The sequence below is a fragment of the Streptomyces sp. NPDC005791 genome (assembly GCF_042871485.1).
Taxonomy (GTDB): Bacteria; Actinomycetota; Actinomycetes; order Streptomycetales; family Streptomycetaceae; genus Streptomyces.
In genome coordinates this window covers 230917-251435 of record NZ_JBIAIP010000010.1, presented here as the reverse complement: position 1 = coordinate 251435, position 20519 = coordinate 230917, and the positions used below count along the sequence as shown (strand labels likewise).

Annotated in this window: 19 protein-coding genes; 10 read left to right on the top strand and 9 right to left on the bottom strand. The window is 71.9% G+C overall.

Features of this window, described 5'->3' with window-relative positions:
• Positions 1-5: 5 nt before the first annotated feature.
• The 5 genes from ACFYSH_RS21335 to ACFYSH_RS21315 all read left to right on the top strand — a co-directional run bounded on the left by ACFYSH_RS21335 (position 6) and on the right by ACFYSH_RS21315 (position 4525).
• Entirely contained in the window at positions 6-1247 is a 1242-nt protein-coding gene (locus ACFYSH_RS21335; protein ID WP_388754419.1) for an NAD(P)/FAD-dependent oxidoreductase, read from the top strand.
• A gap of 59 nt (positions 1248-1306) precedes the next feature.
• Entirely contained in the window at positions 1307-1672 is a 366-nt protein-coding gene (locus tag ACFYSH_RS21330) for an Rv2175c family DNA-binding protein (protein WP_359466418.1), read from the top strand.
• 148 nt (positions 1673-1820) lie between these two features.
• Positions 1821-2471 (top strand): thiamine phosphate synthase, encoded by a 651-nt coding sequence (gene thiE, locus ACFYSH_RS21325; RefSeq protein ID WP_359466416.1) that lies wholly within the window; start codon positions 1821-1823, stop codon positions 2469-2471.
• 141 nt (positions 2472-2612) lie between these two features.
• Positions 2613-3530: a methylenetetrahydrofolate reductase [NAD(P)H] gene (metF, locus tag ACFYSH_RS21320; protein ID WP_359466415.1), complete on the top strand. Its 918-nt coding sequence runs from the start codon at positions 2613-2615 to the stop codon at positions 3528-3530.
• Positions 3531-3580: 50 nt separating this feature from the next.
• Positions 3581-4525, top strand: coding sequence for a hypothetical protein (locus tag ACFYSH_RS21315; RefSeq protein ID WP_359466414.1), 945 nt, complete (start codon positions 3581-3583; stop codon positions 4523-4525).
• Between the two features lie 34 nt (positions 4526-4559).
• Here ACFYSH_RS21315 and ACFYSH_RS21310 read toward each other — a convergent pair whose 3' ends face one another.
• The 5 genes from ACFYSH_RS21310 to ACFYSH_RS21290 all read right to left on the bottom strand — a co-directional run bounded on the left by ACFYSH_RS21310 (position 4560) and on the right by ACFYSH_RS21290 (position 10529).
• Positions 4560-6056 carry a phytoene desaturase family protein gene (locus tag ACFYSH_RS21310; RefSeq protein ID WP_388754414.1) on the bottom strand — a complete coding sequence of 499 codons (1497 nt, stop codon included), beginning with the start codon at positions 6054-6056 and terminating at the stop codon, positions 4560-4562.
• A gap of 31 nt (positions 6057-6087) precedes the next feature.
• Positions 6088-6705, bottom strand: a complete 618-nt coding sequence (locus ACFYSH_RS21305) for a DUF4126 domain-containing protein (protein ID WP_359466411.1) — start codon at positions 6703-6705, stop codon at positions 6088-6090.
• Between the two features lie 347 nt (positions 6706-7052).
• Positions 7053-7664: a TetR/AcrR family transcriptional regulator gene (locus ACFYSH_RS21300; RefSeq protein ID WP_359466409.1), complete on the bottom strand. Its 612-nt coding sequence runs from the start codon at positions 7662-7664 to the stop codon at positions 7053-7055.
• A 29-nt stretch (positions 7665-7693) separates the two neighbouring features.
• Positions 7694-9781 (bottom strand): YhgE/Pip family protein, encoded by a 2088-nt coding sequence (locus ACFYSH_RS21295; protein ID WP_388754410.1) that lies wholly within the window; start codon positions 9779-9781, stop codon positions 7694-7696.
• Positions 9753-10529, bottom strand: a complete 777-nt coding sequence (locus tag ACFYSH_RS21290) for an ATP-binding cassette domain-containing protein (protein ID WP_359466406.1) — start codon at positions 10527-10529, stop codon at positions 9753-9755. The genes ACFYSH_RS21295 and ACFYSH_RS21290 overlap by 29 nt, the downstream gene beginning before the upstream one ends.
• 169 nt (positions 10530-10698) lie before the next feature.
• Here ACFYSH_RS21290 and ACFYSH_RS21285 point away from each other — a divergent pair, with 169 nt between their 5' ends.
• The 3 genes from ACFYSH_RS21285 (at position 10699) to ACFYSH_RS21275 (ending at position 12804) form a co-directional block, all read left to right on the top strand.
• The gene (locus ACFYSH_RS21285) at positions 10699-11238 is read left to right on the top strand and encodes an SAV_6107 family HEPN domain-containing protein (protein WP_359466405.1); all 540 of its coding nucleotides are present in this window, start codon (positions 10699-10701) and stop codon (positions 11236-11238) included.
• Between the two features lie 102 nt (positions 11239-11340).
• Complete coding sequence (locus ACFYSH_RS21280; protein WP_359466404.1) at positions 11341-12099, top strand: methyltransferase; 759 nt, start codon at positions 11341-11343, stop codon at positions 12097-12099.
• A 300-nt stretch (positions 12100-12399) separates the two neighbouring features.
• Positions 12400-12804 (top strand): DUF3040 domain-containing protein, encoded by a 405-nt coding sequence (locus tag ACFYSH_RS21275; protein WP_359466403.1) that lies wholly within the window; start codon positions 12400-12402, stop codon positions 12802-12804.
• 164 nt (positions 12805-12968) lie between these two features.
• Here ACFYSH_RS21275 and ACFYSH_RS21270 read toward each other — a convergent pair whose 3' ends face one another.
• The 4 genes from ACFYSH_RS21270 to ACFYSH_RS21255 form a co-directional block, all read right to left on the bottom strand.
• Positions 12969-15389 (bottom strand): DUF3488 and DUF4129 domain-containing transglutaminase family protein, encoded by a 2421-nt coding sequence (locus ACFYSH_RS21270; RefSeq protein WP_388754405.1) that lies wholly within the window; start codon positions 15387-15389, stop codon positions 12969-12971.
• Positions 15386-16756, bottom strand: a complete 1371-nt coding sequence (locus tag ACFYSH_RS21265; protein ID WP_388754402.1) for a DUF58 domain-containing protein — start codon at positions 16754-16756, stop codon at positions 15386-15388. Before ACFYSH_RS21265 ends, ACFYSH_RS21270 begins: the two co-directional genes overlap by 4 nt.
• Positions 16756-17796, bottom strand: a complete 1041-nt coding sequence (locus ACFYSH_RS21260; RefSeq protein WP_359466399.1) for a MoxR family ATPase — start codon at positions 17794-17796, stop codon at positions 16756-16758. The genes ACFYSH_RS21265 and ACFYSH_RS21260 overlap by 1 nt, the downstream gene beginning before the upstream one ends.
• Before the next feature lie 205 nt (positions 17797-18001).
• The gene (locus ACFYSH_RS21255; RefSeq protein ID WP_359466397.1) at positions 18002-18565 is read right to left on the bottom strand and encodes a carbonic anhydrase; all 564 of its coding nucleotides are present in this window, start codon (positions 18563-18565) and stop codon (positions 18002-18004) included.
• A 411-nt stretch (positions 18566-18976) separates the two neighbouring features.
• Here ACFYSH_RS21255 and rsmH point away from each other — a divergent pair, with 411 nt between their 5' ends.
• Positions 18977-19942: a 16S rRNA (cytosine(1402)-N(4))-methyltransferase RsmH gene (gene rsmH, locus ACFYSH_RS21250; protein WP_359466395.1), complete on the top strand. Its 966-nt coding sequence runs from the start codon at positions 18977-18979 to the stop codon at positions 19940-19942.
• Positions 19943-19991: 49 nt separating this feature from the next.
• A complete protein-coding gene (locus ACFYSH_RS21245) occupies positions 19992-20519 on the top strand; it encodes a septum formation initiator family protein (RefSeq protein WP_359466393.1) in 528 nt (175 codons plus the stop codon).

The following is a 20519-nucleotide window of genomic DNA, read 5'->3' as shown; positions in this document are numbered from 1 at the left end:
GACGGGTGAGCGAACAGACGCAGGTCCCCGCAGCGGAACAGCGGCCGTACGGAGTCGTGATCGTGGGCGCCGGCATGGCCGGTGTGCAGACAGCCGTGGCCCTGCGCCAACGGGGCTTCACGGGTCCGATCACGCTCATCGGGGCCGAGCCGCACCAGCCGTACGACAGGCCGCCGCTGTCCAAGGCGGTCCTGCTCGGCAAGGCCGAGGACTCCGCCTTCGACATCGACTTCGAGGAACTGGACATCACGCTGCGCCTGGGCCTCGACGTCACCGGCCTGCGTGCCGAGGCGCACGAGCTGGACACCGCCGAAGGGCCCGTCGCGTACGACGCCCTGGTCCTCGCCACCGGCGCGGAACCGGTCGGGCTGCCGGGTTCCGAGAGCGTGCCCGGCGTCCACCTGCTGCGTACGCTCGACGATGCCGCACGGCTTCGGCCCGTCCTGGAGCGGCAGCACGACGTGGTCGTGGTCGGAGCGGGCTGGATCGGTGCCGAGTTCGCCACCGCGGCCCGCGCGGCCGGCTGCGCGGTCACCGTCGTGGAGGCCGCGGACCGTCCCCTCGCGGGCACGCTGCCCGCCGAGGTCGCCGCTCCGATGACCCGCTGGTACGCCGAGAGCGGAGCCGAACTCCTCACCGGTGCACGCGTCGCGCGCGTCGACGAAGGCGCCGTCCACCTGGCGGACGGTCGGGTGATACCCGCTGGAGCGGTGGTCGTGGGCATCGGGGCCCGGCCCGCCACCACGTGGCTCACGGGCTCGGGCATCGCGCTCGGCCCGGACGGCTCGGTCACCGCGGACAGCTCCCTGCGCACGTCGCTGCCCGATGTCCACGCGGTGGGCGACTGCGCCTCCTTCCCCTCCGCCCGCTACGGGGAGCGCCTGCTGGTCCACCACTGGGACAACGCCCTCCAGGGGCCCTGGACGGTCGCCGCGGCCCTCGCCCAGGGCGTGAGCGGGACGTACGACCCGGTGCCCTACTTCTGGTCCGAGCAGTTCGGCCGCTTCGTGCAGTACGCCGGCCATCACGCCCATGCCGACACGCTGCTGTGGCGGGGTGACCCCGCGGAGGCGTCCTGGACCGTCTGCTGGCTGCGGGAAGGCGTCCTGGTCGCGTTGCTGGCCGTCGGCAGGGTGCGCGACATGGCGCAGGGACGCAAGCTCCTCGAAGCCGGGGCGCGGATCGATCCGGCACGCGCCGCCGACTCCTCCGTACCGCTGAAATCGACGGTGCTCGGGGGGCCGTGACGGCCCCGTACGGGCGGCCCGGGTACCGACTGTCGGTCCGGGATGGCACGCTTGTCCTTGTGACCGAGATTGACGCAAAGATCGATGCTCTCGTCCCCGCCTGGCTCCACCTTCCCGACATCGCGGAAATGCTCGATGTCGAGGTGACGCGTGTACGGCAGCTGGTCAAGGAAGGCCAGCTCATCGCCGTACGACGTGGTGAGAACCGGGCGCTGCAGGTGCCTGCCGCCTTCATCGACGGCGACAAGGTGGTCAAGGGTCTCGTAGGGACCCTGACGCTCCTGAGGGACGACGGCTACAACGACGAAGAGATGCTGGACTGGCTCTTCACCCCCGACCCGACCCTGCCCGGCACCCCCGCGCAGGCCCTGAGCGAGAATCGCGGTACGGAGGTGAAGCGCCGGGCCCAGGCGCTCGCCGTCTGACCGGACGACCATGAGCGGGGTGCGGGCCGTGGCACACGCGGCCCGCACCCCGCCGTTGTCGGGCTTGCCGGCACGGCGATCCATCGACGTGAGGGCGATTCGTCGCCGCATCAGTGATCCATCGACACACCGACGGGGGAAAATCGTCATGTCCACGCCCCACTCCCAGCTCTCCGGCGCCCGGCTCTACCTGTGCACGGACGCCCGCAAGCGGCAGGGCGACCTCCCCGAGTTCCTCGACGCGGTGCTGGCCGGCGGCGTGGACATCGTCCAGCTGCGGGACAAGGGCATGGAGGCGGCCGAGGAGCTCGAACACCTCGCGGTGTTCGCCGACGCCTGCAAGCGCCACGGCGCGCTCCTCGCGGTGAACGACCGGGCCGATGTCGCCCATGCCATCGGCTCCGACGTGCTGCACCTCGGGCAGGGCGACCTGCCGGTGCCCGCCGCCCGCGCCGTCATAGGCGGTGACGTCGCGATCGGCCGCTCCACCCACGCCGAGGCCGAGGTCGACGCGGCCGCCGCCGAGGTGGGGGTCGACTACTTCTGCACGGGTCCCTGCTGGCCCACCCCGACCAAGCCCGGCCGTCACGCCCCCGGCCTCGGCCTCGTGCGCTACGCCGCCTCGCTCGGCACGACGCGCCCGTGGTTCGCCATCGGCGGGATCGACGCGGGGAACCTGGACGAGGTGCTGGACGCCGGCGCACGTCGTGTCGTCGTCGTACGGGCGATCACCGAGGCGGCGGACCCGGGCGCGGCGGCCGCCTCGCTCGCCCGACGCATCCGGGCGCGCACCGTCTGAACGGCGGCCTCGGACTCCTTGGCGCCGGCCGGTCGAGGTGCTGACCGAAGGGCTGTCCGAAGGGTGGACAAAGGCCACCTCATTCCGGGCAAATCCCCTCCTCTGGTTGGGGTACCGCCTGGCCCTGGTTAACCTCCCAGTATGGCCCTTGGCACACCTTCCACCAGGACAGATCACGCGCGCACCGTGGGTGAGATGCTCGCGACCGGCGAGATGTCGTTCTCGTTCGAGTTCTGGGCGCCCAAGACCGAGAAGGGCGAGCGGAACCTCTGGAACGCCCTGCGCCGGGTCGAGGCGGTGGGGCCGAGCTTCGTCTCCGTGACGTACGGCGCCGGCGGTTCGACCCGCGCCGGAACGGTCCGGGCGACCCAGCAGATCGCGGCGGACTCCACGCTCACCCCGGTCGCGCACCTCACCGCGGTCGACCACTCGGTCGCAGAGTTGCGCAACATGGTGGGGCAGTACGCCGACGCCGGTATCCGCAACATCCTGGCGGTGCGGGGGGACCCGCCCGGCGACCCGATGGGTGAGTGGGTCGAGCATCCGCAGGGCGTGCGGTACGCGGCGGATCTCGTCCGGCTGATCAAGGAGGCCGGTGATTTCTGCGTCGGCGTCGCGGCATTCCCCGAAATGCATCCGCGGTCAGCCGACTGGGACTCCGACATCCGTCATTTCGTGGACAAGTGCCGCGCCGGTGCCGACTACGCGATCACTCAGATGTTCTTCCATCCGGAAAACTATCTGCAGATGCGTGACCGTGTGGTCGCTGCCGGTTGCGACACCCCGGTCATTCCCGAGGTGATGCCGCTCACCAGCGTCAAACAGCTGGAAAGATTCGCGCAGCTCAGCAACGCGTCCCTGCCTTCCGAGCTGAAAGAGCGCATCCTCGCCGCCAGGGACGACCCGGCCGCTGTACGCTCCATTGGCATCGAGTTCGCCACGGAGTTCTGCGCGAAACTGCTCTCCGAGGGAGTCCCGGGGCTGCACTTCATCACGCTCAACAACTCGACGGCGACACTCGAGATCTACGAGAATCTCGGACTGCACAAGCAGTCGTGACCGGTCGTACCCGCCCCCGTCCGGGGCGGTGGCCGTAGGAGGGGGCGGGCGTGGGCTGGACGGTCCTCTACATCGCATTCGGCATAGTGGCCCTGTGGCTGCTGGGCGAGGTGCTCCTGCAGTACAAGGCACGTCTGCGCTGGCGACTGCTCGCCTTCGCGGGTTTCCTCGGGGTGGTCCTCGGTGTTCTGATCGCCTCCGTCCTGGTCATCATCGTCGGGGCGGTCGCCTTCGCGACGGGCCAGACCTATGTGACGCTCTCCTTCCGGCGCGGCTTCTCGACAGGCTGGGCCATCGGCGGCAGCCCCGGCGAGAGCCGCCGTCGACGCGGGACCGGCGCCACGAAACCCACGCTCGAGGTCTCCGGCCTGGAGTACGAGGGAGCCTCCCAGCAGGGAGCCCCTCAGCAGGCGGAGGCCCCCTCGGCGGTCTACGCACCTGAGCCGCTCCCGGACGACACAGGGCAGTACGGCATCTACACCGACCCGGCCCCGGCCGGCGGCGGTGACCGGCAGGACCAGCACGGTGAGCAGCAGTACGCCGCCTACGACCCGTACACCGGCTACGGTCAGCAGCCCGCCCAGGACTCCTACGGCTACGGCGGCCACGGGGGCTACCAGGACCAGGGCCAGGGCCCGTACCAGGAACAAGGTCAGGACCAGGGTGCCTACGCCGGCCAGTACGGCCACGGCGCCGACCAGCCGGGCTACGCGCCCTACTCCGACCCCTACAACGGTACGGACACCTCCACCGGCACCGGGCAGTACGCCGCGCACGACAGCTACGGCAACGGCCACGACGCCTCCTACGGCACCGGGCAGCAGCCCGCCGACCCGTACGCCGGGCAGTACGCGGACACCCCGCCGGGTGGGGTGTGGGTCCCGCAACAGCGCGAGAGCGGGCTGCACCCCCCGATGCCGCCGGAAGCCCCCGTCCAGCCGGCCCCGTACGGCAACGGATACGACACCGGTCAGAACGAGCAGTACCGCTACTGATCCGCCGACCGGCGGCCGACGCGCCTTCCGCGGCTCACCGGGAGCCGCGGAAGCCGTCCCCCTCCACCACGAGTCCGGCGACCAGGGCACCCGACATCCCGGCGTGGGCCGATCCGCCGCCGGGATGCGACCAGCCGCCCGCCAGATACAGCCCCGGCAGCGCGGCGCGGTTCCCGAAGCGCAGATACGCGCCCCCCGCCCCGGCCAGGGCCGGGGCGGGCACCGAACCCCCCTCGGCGCCCGTGTCCACCGCGGTCTCGGCGGGCGTACGCACCTCGGCGTGGAGTATCCGCTCGCGGAGGCCGGGAACCGCCTCGGCGGCCCGGTCGATCACCGCGTCCGCGCATCGCTCGCGCAGCGCCGTGTCCGTCCAGTCGACCGGACCGTGCGGCGCCACCGTCGCCGTCAGGGTCACCGCCTCGTGCTCCGCGTCAGGGCGGGTGGCCGGGTCGTCCGGGCGCAGCACCGTCACCGTCGGCTGCTCCGTGGTCCGGCCGCCGAACACCGCCTCCTGCTCCGCGAGCGGGTCCACGGTGTGCACCACGGTCCGGTGCACGGCCCCGGCCTCCCGGGCGCCGCGCAGCGACAGCAGAACGACGAATCGGCCAGGCAGCCGGGCTCCGTCCGTCCTGGCGGCCCCTTCCTCCCCGGCCGGCAGGAGCCCGGGCGACGGCTGCGCGCCCAGGACTACGCGATCGGCCTCCACGATCGTGCCGTCCGCCAGCTCGATCCCTGCCGCCCGCCCGTCCTTCTCGAGAACGCGCACGACATCGGCGCCGAAGACGAACTCCACCCTGCGTGCCAGACATCGCTCGTACACCGCGTCGGCCAGGGCGCGCATGCCCCCGGCGACGTACCAGCTGCCGAAGGTCTCCTCCATGTACGGCAGGACGGCGGCGGCGGCCGGGGTGCGGCGCGGGTCGAGCCCGTACGACAGGGCGTACCCGTCGAGCAGGGCCGCCAGGCGGGGGTCGCCCAGCTCCCAGGCGCCCACCTCCGCCACCGTCCCCGCCTGCCGCGCCGCGCGCAGCAGCCTCCGGCGGCGCACCGCCGGATAGGGGTCACGGCCCAGCGCCTGCCGGTCCTCGGGCAGAGGTTCCTCCAGCAGCGGCCGCCGCGACCGGTTCCAGGTGGCCCCTGCCCGGTCCAGGAAGTCCCCCCACCGGGCGCCGGCCCCTTCGCCGAGCGCACGGTCCAGCGCGCCGACGACTCCGGCCCGTGAGGCGTTGGGCAGCGACACCGCGGTGCCGTCGGCGAAGAGATGACGGCTCGCCGGGTCGACCTGGGTGAGCGTGACGGACTGCTCGAGGCTCTCCTTGCCCGTCTTCACGAACAGGTCGCGGTAGACCGCGGGCAGATGCAGCAGCCCCGGGCCGGTGTCGAAGACGAAGCCGTCACGGGCATACCGCCCGAGTGAGCCGCCGTGGGTCTCCGACCGCTCGTACACCGTCACCCGGTGGCCTGCCACGGAGAGCCGGGCAGCCGCCGCCATCGCGCCGGCCCCGGCGCCGATCACCGCAATTCGTGCCATGCCGGAAACCCTAAGGGGTGCCGCCGACACTTCATCCGTCAGGCCGGTGCACGCCCGTCCCGGCCATGCGTTTCTCCTCGCGGCGCTGCGCCCTGCGGCGCAGGAACCGGCGGATGCGGGAGGCCAGGAAGACGAGCGTCACCAGTCCGAGCAGCAGCAGCGACCCGGCGACGACGGACGCCGCCACCGGGTTGAAGACCGCGAAGGTGATGATCCCGGCGACGCCGAGGTCCTCGGCGACGCTCACCCCGGCGTTGCTGAACGGCTCGGGCGAGGTGTTGACCGCCATTCTGGTGCCGGCCTTCACCAGATGGCTCAGCAGGGCGGTGGAGCCGCCCACGGCCCCCGCCGCGAGCTCCGGCAGCGACCCGCTCCCGCCCGCCAGCAGCGCCGCGACGACCGCACCGGACACCGGCCTGATCACCGTGTGCGCCGCGTCCCAGGCCGAGTCCACGTACGGGATCTTGTCGGCCACCGCCTCGACGAGGAACAGCACACCGGCAGCCACGAGTACGTCGGTGCGCTGCAGGGACTCGGGCACCTCGTCGGAGAGACCGGTCGCGCCGAAGACGCCGAGGAGGAGGACCACCGCGTAGGCGTTGATCCCGCTCGCCCAGCCACTCGTGAACACCAGGGGGAGTACGGACACGGACGCGATCGTAACCAGTCGGGGAGACGCCCGGGTGGGCCCTGCCGCGCAGGCCTGAGTATCCCTACCTAGTACGGGAGATGAGTAGGGACGCGGATGGGCCGTCACCTGCGTGCACGGAAGAGTGGAGACCACGGAAGGGGCGCGGCGCCCGGACCGCCGGCACGGGGCGGCGGAACGGCGCGGCACCCCGGACGGAACGGGGGCGCACTGCGCGGAGCTCCGGGACCACGGGGGACACGGGGTCACGGGGGAGAGCTTCGCGGCGGTACGGGACGCCGGTCCGGTGGAATTCGGGGGGATCGAATTCCACCGGACCGGCGTCTTCGCACGGGCCGGAAGAGCTCTCAGCGCCCGCTGACCCGGCCGTGCAGCAGCAGGGACAGGGCGGAGTGCACGTCGTCGATCGTCCGCTCGGGCTGGAACGCCTGCCAGTCGAGAGCCGCCACCAGCACCATCCCGACCAGTGCGGCGGCCGTCAGCTGGATGTCGATCTCCTCGCTGAGTTCACCGCCCGCGACGCCCTCCCGGAGCACCCCCTCGACGACGGCGACGGCCTCCTGGCGCACCACCAGGAGGGTCGACTGCCAGGCACGGTTGGTGCGCCAGAGTTCGGCGACGTACAGCTGGGTGAAGGCCGGGTAGCGGTCGATGAAGACCAGACCGGCCCTGATCATCGCGTCCAGTGCTTCGACGCGGGTGCCGCCGCGCGCGTCCGTCGACTCGGCGGCGGACCGCAGCGACTGCGTGAGCAGCCCGACGCCGTGCCGGAGCAACTCCTCGAACAGCTCGGTCTTGCTCTTGAAGTTGTAGTAGACCGTGCCTTTGGCGACCCCGGCGCGTTCGGCTATCTCGTCCACCGTCGTCGCGGAGAACCCCTTCTCCGCGATGAGGGTCACCGCCGCCTCGTAGAGCTTCTGCCGGGTGGCCTGGCGCCGCGTGGTGCTGCTGCTGTCCATACAGACGATTCTCACAGGTCCGGGCGCGCTCACAGACTGAGCTCCGGATGCAGCCGGTCCAGGGTCCACACCTGCTTGCGGCGGGCGGAGAGCGCGGTCAGGGCCAAGGCACCCGCGGTGAAGGCCGACAGGACGGCACACGCCTGCCAGACCGGGCCGAGACCGCCGCCCGTGATCAGCCTGCGCAGCCCCTCCACGACGTACGTCATCGGCAGGTAGGGGTGGATCGCACCGAAGAAGCCCGGGCTGGTCTGCACCGGGTACGTGCCCCCGGCCGAGGTCAGCTGGAGCATCAGTACCGCGAGGACGAGGATGCGTCCCGCCGCACCGAACCGGGCGTTCAGCCACTGCACGATCGCGGCGAAGCAGCAGGTCACCAGGGCCAGGAAGCCGATCGTGCCGACCGCGTGCGTCATCTCCAGGCCGAGCCGCCAGTGCAGCACGGACATCAGGGCGACGACTTGGAGCAGACCGATCGCCGCGACCGGCAGCCAGCCCGCGAAGGCGATGCGCCAGGCCGGTGCGCCGGCCGCGAGTGCCCGCCGGCTGAGCGGCTGGATCAGCATGTACGCCACCATGGCGCCCACCCAGAGCGAGAGCGGGATGAAGTACGGGGCGAAGCCGGTGCCGTAGTCGGGTGCCGCGTGCAGCGAGGAGGAGGACAGCCGCACGGGATCCGCCATCACACCCGTGCGGGCGTCGCGGTCCTCCTTCTCGTAGTCGGGGATCTTGCCGACCCCGTCGTTCAGGCCCTGGGCGAGCGTCGCGGAGCCGTCGCCCAGCCGGTACAGCCCGCTCTTCAGGGTCTTGGCGCCGGTGTCCAGCTTCTTGACGCCGGTGTTCAGGTCCGCGGCCCCCGTCCTGGCGGTGCCGAGACCGGTGTGGAGCGCGTCGGCGCCCTTGGCGACCTTGTGCGCCCCGGTGTCGAGCTTGTTGATCCGCGTGACGGCGGACTCCAGGTCCGTGTCCAGACGCGGCGCACGCTTCGCCAGGGCGGCGGCCTGCTTCTCCAGGCCGGCCAGCCGGGAGCGCAACTCCGTCAGCTCGCCCTGCTGGTTCGTGACGAGGACGTCCACCTCGTCGGAGACGTCGGTGACATCCGACGCCGCGGTCCTGGCGCGCTCCAGCTGCGGACAGACCTCCGGGTCGGGCAGTGGCTGCTCCTCGCAGCGGAGGCGATACACCTCGGCCAGACCGTCGGAGGCGGTGTGGGCGGCGGCGGAGGCGGTGGGTGCCGCTTCGGCCAGCAGGCCGAGGTTGTCCCGCACGGTCTTCGAGGAGCCGGCGACCAGTTCGGCGGTGTCCCCGATGGCCTTGCCGTCGTCCTTCAGGAAGGGGCGTACGTCCGCCGCGACGGCGTCGACCTTGTCGGCGAGCAGCCGGGTGCCGTTCGCGACCTGCCGGGACCCCGCCTCGAGGTCATCCGCTCCCTCGTCCAGCGCGGTGATGCCGGAGGAGAGCGTGCCGCTGCCCGACTTGGCGTCCTTGAGGCCGTCGGCGAGGTCCTTGGAGCCCTTCTTCGCCTTCGTGAGGCCGCTCTCGAGGTCGTCGGCCCCCTTGGCGGCCTTCGCGGTCGCGTCGTGCAGCCCCGAGAAGTCGATGAAGATCCGGTCCAGGAAGCCGCGCGAGGCCTTGGCCGAAGCGGCACTGCGGACCTCGGCGAAAACCGTTCTGGAGATCTGCCCGACGATGTAGTTGTTGGCGTCGTTCGTACGGACCTGCAGGGCGCCGGTCCCGGGGGAGTCCCCGGCGCTCGACGCGATACGCTCACTGAAGTCCGCCGGCATGGTCAGCGAGAGGTAGTACGTCCCGTCCTCGACGCCCCGCTCGGCCTCGGCGGAACCGACCTCGTGCCAGTCGAAGACCTTCGAGTCGAGCAGTCCGCCGGCGATCTCGTCCCCGGCCGCGAGACGTTCGCCCCCGGCCTTCGCGCCCTTGTCGTCGTTGACCAGCGCGACGGGGATGCGGTCGAGCCGCCCGTACGGGTCCCAGAACGACCAGAGGTAGAGCGCCCCGTACAGCAGGGGCAGCAGGAGGAGCGCCACGAGTGCGGCGCGTGGCATCCGGCCCCTGCCGAACCTCCGCAACTCAAGCGCGGCCAGTCTCGGCGATCGCATCGGCCGTCTCCTTCTCCGTCGTGGTGTCGTCGGCGGGGGTCTCCGCCTCGGCCGTCGGCCGGGTGCGCACGGTGAGAGCGTCCTCGGGTGCCCCGCTGCACACGGCCAGCACCGTGGTCCCGCCGCCCGCGATGGTGCGCAGCAGCTCCCAGGCCTGGGAGCGTTCCGTGGCGGAGAGCTTGAGGTCGGTGTCGTCCACGGCGAGAAGCCGCGGACGGCCCATCAGGGCGAGAGCGACGGACAGGCGCAGGGCGTCGAGGCGCTCCAGGTCGCGTACGCAGGTCCGTCCGGCCTTGGGCAGAGCCGCAAGGTCCAGTCCCGCAGCCTCCAGCGCGGTGTCGATCGCCTCCCGCGCCGTGGCGGCGCGTTCGGCGCGGGGGCTCAGCAGGGAGCGCAGCGAGCCGTCGAAGCGGCGCCGCAGCAGGGCCCGTTCCCGCAGGTGCTCGGCGACGGTGAAGGAGGGCTCCGGTTCGCTGACCCCGGGGACCGGGCCGAGGGCACTGAACCGGCGTACGGCGGCGAGCCGTCCGGGCAGGTGCTCACCGCCGACCTCGGCGTGCCCCTGAGTGGAGCGCATCCGGCCGGTGAGCGCCAGCAACAGACACGTACGGCCGGAGCCGGAGGGTCCTTCCACCGCGACGAGCGATCCGGGAGGGGCGGTGAACCGCACTCCTCGGAAGGCCCAGCCGCGCGGTCCCTTCAGGCCGAAGTCCTCGGCGCGCAGCGCCACCCCGTGCGGGCTGTCCACGATCCCACCCCATTTTTTTGTACTGACCGGTCAGTGCAAAAAACTAGCCCGAACTCGCGCTCGAAGCAAAGTGCCTGGTCGGAGGCGGTTCCTGAGTGATTGTCAGTGGGGGCCGTCACGATGGATACATACGGCCACGGAGCCGTCACGCGACGACAGGAGGCTCGTCATGGCCAGCTCATCCGCAGCCGCCGCCCCGCGGCGCCGCGCAGGCAGCCCTGCCCCCTCACCGACCGGTCCGGCAACCGACGTCCACCCCGTTACGCGCCGCACCACGGCGCCACCCGCCGCTCTCGATCTGCTCGCCCAGGCCCACGCCGGCCTGGACGAGGCCGCCGTACTCGACGTGCCCAACGAGCGGTACGCCACCGCACACCTTGCCGCGCTGCGCACCGCGGCCGCCGTACTCGCCGCCCGCGGGCGGCCCGAGACCGGCAGGCGCCGCAGGGAGAGGATCCGCAGCGCCTGGGAAGTCCTTCCGGACATCGCGCCGGAACTCACCGAGTGGAGCGCTCTGTTCGCCTCCGGGGCCCGGCGCAGGGCTCGGGCGGAAGCGGGCATACCGGGCGCGGCGACCAACCGCGACGCCGACGATCTGCTGCGCGACGTAGCCATGTTCCTGCGCCTGGTCGAGCGGATGCTGGCCCTCCAGCCCGTCCTCCCGCAGCCGCGGAGGGACGGCCCCGGACGGTGGCCCGACTCGGAGTGACCGCGACGACGGTGTGAGGCAATAGGGTGGAGAGCACCCGTATCACCTGCACCGTTCACGCTCCGCCGTCCGTGGCGGCACCGTGCCGAGGAGTCAACTGCCGTGTCGGACCAGCTGCGCCCCCGCGCCTCCCTCCGTACCGCCGTGGTCTGGGAGGTCCTCAAGGATGCTCTCGAGCGCCGGGTCGAGGCGACCGGCAGGGAAGCCCTGGATGTGCTGGACACCGGCGGCGGCACCGGCAACTTCGCCGTACCCGTCGCCCGGCTCGGCCACCGGGTCACCGTCGTCGATCCCAGCCCGAACGCCCTGTTCGCGCTGGAGCGCCGTGCCGAGGAGGCCGGCGTCGCCGACCGGGTCCGCGGTGTCCAGGGCGACATCCTCGGCCTCTTCGAGGTGGTGGACCGCGCCGGCTACGACGCGGTCCTGTGCCACGGAGTCCTGGAATACGTGGACGACCCCGCCGAAGGCGTCAGGAACGCCGTCGACGCGCTCCGCCCGTCCGGTGCGCTCAGCCTGCTCGGCGCCGGCCTCGGCGGGGCCGTGCTGGCCAGGGCACTCGCCGGACACTTCACCGAGGCCCGGCAGGGCCTCACGGACCCCGCCGGGCGCTGGGGCGACGGCGACCCGGTGCCCCGCAGGTTCACCGCCGACCAGCTGACCGGTCTGGTGGACGCCGCGGGCGTCGAGGTAGGCGCGGTGCACGGGGTGCGGGTCTTCGCCGACCTCGTCCCGGGCGCCCTCGTGGACACCGAGCCCGGTGCGATGGAGGAGCTCCTCAGGCTCGAGGCGGCCGTCGCGGAACTGCCGGCGTTCCACTCGGTGGCGACCCAGCTGCACGTTCTGGGAGAGAAGCGCGCCTGAGCGGGCGGCGACACCGTCGGAGTACCGGCGCGAACGTGACGGCAGCACGGCTGATCAGCAACGCAGCTGCAGACGGAGTAACGCCGAGAACACCCGATCGCGCCGCGAGCCCCGTATGATCGGGTGACACCATCCGGCATGACGGATCGGAGGTCGGGGAATCTACGCCTCAGCAGCCGAGCCGAAATGGCGGTCCGGACTGGCTATGGCTAGAGGGCGGGTTTCACGGGGGCGAATCCCTGCCTATCCTGGAAGGGCCGCATACCGGTCGCCCCCGCGGCCGACGACGAGGAGGACTCCGTGCCGCTCTCGGAGCACGAGCAGCGAATGCTCGAGCAGATGGAGCGAGCGCTGTACGCCGAAGATCCCAAGTTCGCTACAGCGCTTGAGGGAAGCGGGCTGCGCAGGTACACCCGGCGACGGGTCTACCAGGCGGTGGCCGGTTTTCTGGTGGGTATCGCACTCCTCATGGCCGGAATGGTTTTCCAGCAGACGTGGGTCAGCGTGGCGGGATTCCTCGTCATGCTGGGCTGTGCCGTGCTGGCGGTCACCGGATGGCGCAAAGCGCCCAAGCCCGGTGAGCAGCAACCGGCGGGGAGCGCGAGTGGGGCCGTAGGCGAAGGCCGACACCCCAGGCAGCGCCGGTCGATGATGAACCGGATCGAACAGCGGTGGCAGCGCCGCCGAGACGAACAGGGCCAGTGAGGATGTAGCCTCCCGGCCGGCGGCGGGGAGCCTCTGCCACCGGCCCAGGACATGATCCGCGCACTGAGTACGTGTCGCTGGAACTCATACGTGAGGGGCGGTCGCATCACAGCGACCGCCCCTCACGTATGTGCTCGTACGGCCCGAGCCGGCCCTCGGTTGGATCAGCCCTGCTGCCGTGACGGGCGGCGTAGCCGAGCCGTCCAGCGGCTGCGCCCGACCCGGTCCGACCAGCGGCGGCCGGCCTCCGTCCGGCGTTCCGAGGCCGCCCAGACCACCCGGACGGCCGAACGGGGGGCGAACGTGGCCCGCAGACGGCCCCAGCGTCCGGCGGAGATCCACAAGGCCGCCCTGACGTCCCGCACATCCCCGGTCGGCACGGAGACCGCGTCGGGCTCGGGTGCGTAGAGCACCTGCTCCACCGCCCCCGCCACCCGGTGGACCGCGGCGGCCGCCGACCCGTCGAGGCCCCCCAGTCGTACGACACGTGCCGCGGCCTTGCGGGGGGTCTGGGACTCGTCCGGCGGGATGCCGTGGTCCCAGGCCGTGTCGGTGATCTCCCGCCAGGCGGCCATCACCCTGGCCGCCGCGTCCGCGGGCGTACGCCCGCCCGAGGACCCGAGCCGCCGGCCACGGACCCGTATCCGCCAGAGCATGGGCACCAGCGGGAGCAAGAGCGCCACCAGGGCGCCGAGCACCCACAACGTCACCGTGCCCGCAGGCGTCCCCGGATCGGCGGAATCCACCGCGCCGGGAGCCGCGGACGCACCGCACTCGCCCTGTCGGCGCATCTGGGCAGGGCAGGACTCCGAGGCGGAGGGAACGGCCGTGGGCGCCGCGGAGGCACCGTCCGTCGGCAACGCGGGATCACTCGGATCCTGCGAGGGCGCGTCCGGCAGGGTGTACGCCGGGGCGCTGCCCCGGGAGGGGGTGGGCTCGAAGCGTGTCCAGCCCACGCCCTCGAAGTACAGCTCGGGCCAGGCATGCGCATCCCGCAGCCCGACCGAGACCGAGCCGTCCGCCTGAACCGTGCCGGGCGTGAAGCCCACCGCGACCCGCGCCGGAATGCCCAGGGTCCTGGCCATCGCGGCCATCGTGAAGGAGAAGTGGACGCAGAAGCCTTCCTTGTCCTTCAGGAACCGCTCGATCGCCGCGGTGCCGGTGCCCGACGTCACCGTCGTGTCGTACCGGAAGCCCCCCTGAGAGGCGAACCAGTCCTGCAGCTTCACGGCACGCTCGTAGTCGTCGGCGGAGCCCGCGGTCACCCGCTCGGCGGTCTCCTCGACCACATCGGGTAGCGACGAGGGGACCCGCGTGTACTCACGGGCCATGTCGGCGGGCGGGGGCGCCGCAGCGGCGAGCTGTGCGCCCGTCGGTTCCACGACCAGACTGCTGACCTCGTACCGGGCGCCACGCGTCGTCTGGCCGTCGTCGCCGACGAGTGTGCGGCCCTCGGGCTCGTACCGCCAGCTGCCCTGGACGTCCACCTCGCTGGCCGGGTAGGGGAGCGGCAGATACGTCTGCTGGTACGAGCGTGAGGCCGTGATGTTCGTCCGGATCTCGGTGACGGCGATCTCCCCGCCCAGCCCCGCAGGCTGCGGCAGCCTGTCCGGGACGTCCTGGAGGCGGCGGGTCGACGGCCGCCACTCGCCGCCGTTGAACTGGTCCAGGGAGAGGATGCGCAGATAGAAGTCCTGCGGACTTCCGGAGTTGGTGCGGTACGACATCACCTCCCGGTTCTCCGGCTGATTCAGGTTGTTCTGCAGCGAGACCAGCGGGTTCACCGCGGAAATCGTGCCCCCGCCGCTTCCCTTGCCCGTCCCTCCGCCGGCCCCGTCCAGCAGTCCGCCGTCCAGCGCGGGCAGGGCCGCGGGCACGACCAGCGCGATGCCCAGTGCCACCGCACCGATGCGCCGCCCCGTACGCACCGGTGCCTGGGTGGATCCGGACCCGGCCAGGCCGGCCGCCGGACCGCCCGACGTACGGGACACACCGCCGAAGACCCGTCCCCACCGGGACAGCCGGTCCCGGCCCTCGGCCAGCAGGAGAAGCAGGTAGCCGCACGCGGCGAGCAGGAACCAGAGCCAGCCCGCCCCACCGTCGGAGAGCCCTGCCGCGACCGAGTAGAGCGCGAGCAGCGGCAGACCGGCCGGGGCCGCGGCGCGGCAGGTCACCGCCAGGACGTCCACGGCCAGCCCGATCACCAGCACTCCGCCGATCAGCATCAGCCGGATGCCGTCCGTCGCCGGTGCGGGGGTGGCGTACCTGCTGACGTCGTCGGCGCCCATGGTCAGCAGTTCGGCGAGACGCCGGCCCGCCTGAGGGCCGGGCAGCACACCGAACAGGGCGTACTCCCTGGCGAACGCCACGGTCAGCGTCAGCAGTGTGACGAACACCTGGAGGCAGACCGTCAGGATCCGTGCCAGGCGCAGCCTGCGGGCAAGAGCGCCCACACCGCACTGCACGGCCAGCAGGAACGTGGCATGCAGGACCCACTTCGACGACTCGACCAGGGGCAGCAGGGCCCCCGCCGCCATCATCGTGGCCGCGAAGGCGCTCAGCGCCAGTCGGTCACGCCCGCTCATGCCCATCCCCCCGGGAGCCCCGTCGTCGTCCCGGCGGCGGGGGACTGCGTGCCGGAGCCCCCCTGGCCGGCCTGCTGCCACAACCGGGAGAACTCCGCCCGGGGTGGCACCGAAATCGCCGTCCATCCCGCTTCGCGCAGCAGGCGCAAGCGGTCGGAGACCGGCGCGGAAGGCACGGCCGCTCCGTCGCGCGCCCAGTCGTCGCCGTCCAGCACGAACGCGACGGCCCCGCGGCTGCGCTGCCGCATCCTGGCCGCCACCGCCGCCTGCTCCTCGTCCAGATCGCCGAAGAAGGCCACCAGCAGCCCCTCGTCGTTGCCGCGCAGCACGTCGTGCGCGCGGGAGAGACCGCCCCCGTCGGAGTGGTCGAGGATCGCGAGGGTGTCCATCATCAGCCCCGCCGAGTCCGCGGACTCCTGGGTCGAGCCGGCGAAACCGTCTGCGCTCCCGTCCGGCACGGCGCTCCCCTCGTCCGTGAGCAGCCGCACCGAGTAGCCGCGCTCCAGCATGTGCATCAGGGCGGACGCCGCCGCGGACACCGCCCATTCGAAGGCCGATCCTGGCCCTGCCCCCCGGTAGGCGATCCGCCGGGTGTCCAACAGCACCGTGCATCTGGCCCGCTGCGGCTGTTCCTCCCGCCGCACCATCAGCTCGCCGTAGCGCGCCGTGGAGCGCCAGTGCACCCGGCGCAGGTCGTCACCGTGGCGGTAGCCGCGCGGAATGATGTCGTCCTCGCCGGCCAGTGCCAGCGAGCGCTGTCTGCCGTCCCCGTATCCGGAAGCCTCCCCGGCCAGCCGCAGAACCGGGAGGGGCTCCGTGCGGGGGATGACGACGAGGGTGTCGTAGGCGCTGAAGGAGCGCGTCAGCTCGCACATGCCGAACGGATCGCTCAGCCGAAGCTGCAGCGGCCCCAGCGGGTAGCGCCCGCGCAGATCGGAGCGGACCCGGTAGGACACCTCCCGTACGCCGCCCGGCTCCACCCGGTCCAGCACGAAGCGGGGCCGGGGGCCGAGGACGTACGGGACCCGGTCCTGCAGCATGAGCAGACCCGTGCGCAGCCGGGACTCGTTGTCCATGCGCAGATGGACCCGCGCCTCCGAGCCCGTCGGCACCCTGGACGGCGACAGGCGCCGACTGCCGGACACCCTGTAACGGGTGCGGTAGAGGACGGTGACGCAGACCAGAGGCAGAACCGCCAGCAGCAGGCCGACCCGGAGCAGATCGCCCTGGCCCAGCACATAGGCGCAGACCGCCGCCGCCACACCGGCGGCCAGGAAGGACCGCCCCCGCGTCGTCAGTCCGCTCAGAGCCGCCCGCAGGCCGCCTTTGTCACTGTCGTCCACAGGACCGGGTGCCCCGGTCGGCATCACAGCCGCCGCGCGCCGGGCTGCCGGCCGTACACCGCACCGCCGGGCAGAGGCTGGGCGTGGGCGGCCACGCCTCCCGAGGTGGGCACTGGTGTGCGCTGCAGGATGTCCAGCACGACCTGCTCGGCCGTACGGCGGTTGAGCTGCGCCTGCGCCGTCGGGAGCAGCCGGTGGGCGAGCACCGCGACCGCCAGGGCCTGGACGTCGTCGGGCAGGGCGTAGTCCCGCCCGGCCAGCGCGGCCGACGCCTTGGCGGCGCGCAGCAGATGCAGGGTTGCGCGCGGCGAGGCCCCGAGCCTGAGATCCGGGTGCTGACGGGTGGCGCCCACCAGGTCCACGGCGTACCGCCGGACGGACTCGGCCACATGGACCGAGCGCACCGCGTCGATCAGCTTCACGATGTCGTGGGCGTGCGCCACCGGCTGCACATCGTCCAAAGGCGAGGTTCCGCCGTGCACGTCGAGCATCTGGAGTTCGGCCTCCGCGCTCGGGTAGCCGATGGACACACGGGCCATGAAGCGGTCGCGCTGCGCCTCCGGGAGGGGATAGGTGCCCTCCATCTCCACCGGGTTCTGGGTGGCCACGACCATGAAGGGGTCGGGCAGCTCGTAGGTATGGCCGTCGATCGTGACCTGGCGCTCCTCCATCGACTCCAGCAGCGCCGACTGGGTCTTGGGCGACGCGCGGTTGATCTCGTCGCCGATCACGATCTGGGCGAAGATCGCGCCCGGTTTGAACTCGAAGTCCCGGCGCTGCTGATCGAAGATCGAGACCCCGGTGATGTCCGAGGGCAGCAGATCCGGTGTGAACTGGATGCGCCGCACCGAACAGTCGATGGACCGTGCCAGCGCTTTGGCCAGCATCGTCTTGCCGACCCCGGGCACATCCTCGATCAGGAGGTGTCCCTCGGCGAGCAGCACGGTCAGCGAAAGCCGTACGACCTCAGGCTTGCCCTCGATCACACCCTCGACCGACCTGCGTACCCGCTCCGCTGTGGTGGTCAGATCTGTGAGGCTCGCTCGATCGTCATAGGTCGTCACCCGGCCCTCCTCGGCCCCTTGTGCACGGGCCGACGCGCAGAACTGCCCGGCCCGCCCCGACATACGGACACTCTCCGGAGGACCCGGAGAGATGTCACACCCGCATTCTTGTTGCCGTTACCGCTTCGTGTCACTCGCCTGTGGATAAGTGGGTGCGATACGCCGGATGTGGGTCCGTTTGTCGGGGGTCTCTCGGAGGGAAGTTTCAGGGGGTGGGCAGGATCTCGCGCAGCTTGCCCGTGGTCACGTCGAAGACGAAGCCGCGGATGTCGTCCGTGTGCAGGAGGAACGGCGAGGTGCGCACGCGCTGCATCGACTGCCGTACGTCCTGGTCGGCGTCCGAGTAGGCCTCCACCGCCCAGACGGGGCGTTGTCCGACCTCGGCCTCCAGGTCCTTGCGGAAGTCCTCGGTGAGCGACTCCATGCCGCAGTTCGTGTGGTGGATGAGTACCACGCTGCGGGTACCGAGCGCCCGCTGACTGATGGTCAGCGACCGGATGACGTCGTCGGTGACCACGCCGCCGGCGTTGCGGATGGTGTGGCAGTCACCGAGCTCCAGGCCGAGCGCGGCGTGGAGGTCGAGGCGGGCGTCCATGCAGGCGACCACGGCGACGTGCAGAACGGGCCGCGCGTCCATGCCCGGGTCGCTGAACGCCTGTGCGTAACGCGCGTTCAGTTCGACCAGGCGGTCGGTGACGGTCCCACCGGAACGGGCTGCGGAGGAGTCGGGGGCATCGGTCTCGGCGGAGGGCTGCGCAGAAGTCGACATGGCTACGACGTTAGCGTCCGTGACCGCTCCTGGCGTGCTGTGGAAGGGGACAAAGAACATCAACACCGCTTGTTGTGAGGTAACCCACAAGCCTCACGTTAAGGCACCCGGCAGGGTGAGGGTGTCGGGCCGTCGCGGCGGGGCGACGCGCTGCGCGGTTCGTTGATCGGGCATGGATCGAATGGCAGGGTGGACTAAAGTGACGCGAAGTTACCGACACGCCTGCACATTCCGCATATTTTTTTTATATGTTCCGCGTTCCCCGTGATGTGCGGTGTACATGCGGCCCGGCCCTCTCCCGCTCGTCGGCCGGCCGACGCCTCTTCCCCGGCGCCGGCCTGCCTCCCCTTCCGGGCGGGCGGGGACCAGGCCGTATGTGCGGCCACACGGGACATAGCCTGAGAGGGCGCTTTGAGCCAGACCCGACACGTCCCGGTGATGCTCCAGCGATGCCTGGACCTGTTGGCCCCGGCTCTGGAGGCGACCGGGCCCCGGCCCCCCGTCGTCGTCGACTGCACCCTCGGGCTCGGTGGGCACAGCGAAGCCCTGCTCACCGCCTTCCCGGACGCCCGGCTGATCGCCCTGGACCGGGACAAGGAGGCGTTGCGGCTCTCCGGTGAGCGCCTCGCCCCGTACGGCGACCGCGCCACACTGGTCCACGCCGTCTACGACGAACTGCCCGAGGTCCTCGACCGGCTGGGGATCCCCAAGGTCCAGGGCGTGCTGTTCGACCTCGGTGTCTCCTCCATGCAGCTGGACGAGGCCGACCGAGGCTTCGCGTACGCCCAGGACGCCCCGCTCGACATGCGCATGGACCAGACGACCGGCATCGGCGCGGCCGAGGTGCTCAACACCTACCCGCCGGGCGAACTCGTACGGATCCTGCGCGCGTACGGCGAGGAGAAGCAGGCCAAGCGCATCGTCTCGGCCGTCGTGCGTGAACGGGAGAAGGAACCGTTCAGCAACAGCGCCCGTCTCGTCGAGCTGATCCGCGACTCCCTGCCGCAGGCCGCCAAGCGCACCGGCGGCAATCCGGCCAAGCGCACCTTCCAGGCCCTGCGCATCGAGGTCAACGGTGAACTCACCGTCCTGGAGCGGGCCGTCCCCGCCGCGGTGGGGAGCCTCGCCGTCGGTGGCCGGATCGCCGTCCTCTCGTACCACTCGCTGGAGGACCGCCTGGTCAAGCAGGTCTTCGCGGCCGGTGCGGCCAACACGGCACCGCCCGGACTGCCCGTCGTCCCCGAGCGCTACCAGCCCCGGCTGAAGCTGCTCACCCGCGGCGCCGAACTGCCCACCGAGGAGGAGGTCGCCGAGAACCGGCGTGCCGCCCCCGCCAGGCTGCGCGGCGCCCAGCGGATCCGCGAGGAGGAACGATGAGTGGATCCCGCGGGGACGGCCGGACACGCAGGGGGACGGTGGCGCCGAGGTGACCGGAACGGCCGAGCAGATGAAGGGGCGGGCCGGCCGGCTCGCCCGGCTGATGCCGTCGGGTCCGAGCACCGCGGCCCGCACCCCCTTCGTCCTGCTGGTCGTGCTGCTGCTCGCGGGTGGCCTGATCTCGCTCCTGCTGCTGAACTCGGCGCTCAACGAGGGATCGTTCAGGCTGAGCAGACTGGAGCGGGAGACCACCGAACTCACCGACGAGCAGCAGGCCCTCCAGCGGGACGTCGACAGCTACTCCGAACCCGATGCTCTGGAGCGCCGCGCCCGGGAGCTCGGCATGGTGCCCGGCGGCAGCCCCGCCTTCCTGGACCCGGACGGCACGGTCCGCGGAGTGCCCGAGCGGGCCACCGCTCAGCCCTCCCCGGCAGCCACCCCCGAACCGGAGGCGAGCGCGGCCGGGGGTGCCTCCGCGACCGGCTCCGCGACGCCGTCGCCCTCCGCCTCCCTCGCCACGCCGACCCCGCCCTCACCCCTCCCGACCACACCGCCCCCGACGAGCTCCGGCAGGTGA

What these genes read in the sequence shown, in the direction of transcription:
- thiE (WP_359466416.1), top strand. Translation starts at nt 1,821, where the DNA reads ATGTCCACGCCCCACTCCCAGCTCTCCGGCGCCCGGCTCTACCTGTGC.
- metF (WP_359466415.1), top strand. Translation starts at nt 2,613, where the DNA reads ATGGCCCTTGGCACACCTTCCACCAGGACAGATCACGCGCGCACCGTG.
- ACFYSH_RS21310 (WP_388754414.1), bottom strand. Translation starts at nt 6,056, where the DNA reads ATGGCACGAATTGCGGTGATCGGCGCCGGGGCCGGCGCGATGGCGGCG.
- ACFYSH_RS21300 (WP_359466409.1), bottom strand. Translation starts at nt 7,664, where the DNA reads ATGGACAGCAGCAGCACCACGCGGCGCCAGGCCACCCGGCAGAAGCTC.
- ACFYSH_RS21295 (WP_388754410.1), bottom strand. Translation starts at nt 9,781, where the DNA reads ATGCGATCGCCGAGACTGGCCGCGCTTGAGTTGCGGAGGTTCGGCAGG.
- ACFYSH_RS21285 (WP_359466405.1), top strand. Translation starts at nt 10,699, where the DNA reads ATGGCCAGCTCATCCGCAGCCGCCGCCCCGCGGCGCCGCGCAGGCAGC.
- ACFYSH_RS21270 (WP_388754405.1), bottom strand. Translation starts at nt 15,389, where the DNA reads ATGAGCGGGCGTGACCGACTGGCGCTGAGCGCCTTCGCGGCCACGATG.
- ACFYSH_RS21265 (WP_388754402.1), bottom strand. Translation starts at nt 16,756, where the DNA reads ATGCCGACCGGGGCACCCGGTCCTGTGGACGACAGTGACAAAGGCGGC.
- ACFYSH_RS21255 (WP_359466397.1), bottom strand. Translation starts at nt 18,565, where the DNA reads ATGTCGACTTCTGCGCAGCCCTCCGCCGAGACCGATGCCCCCGACTCC.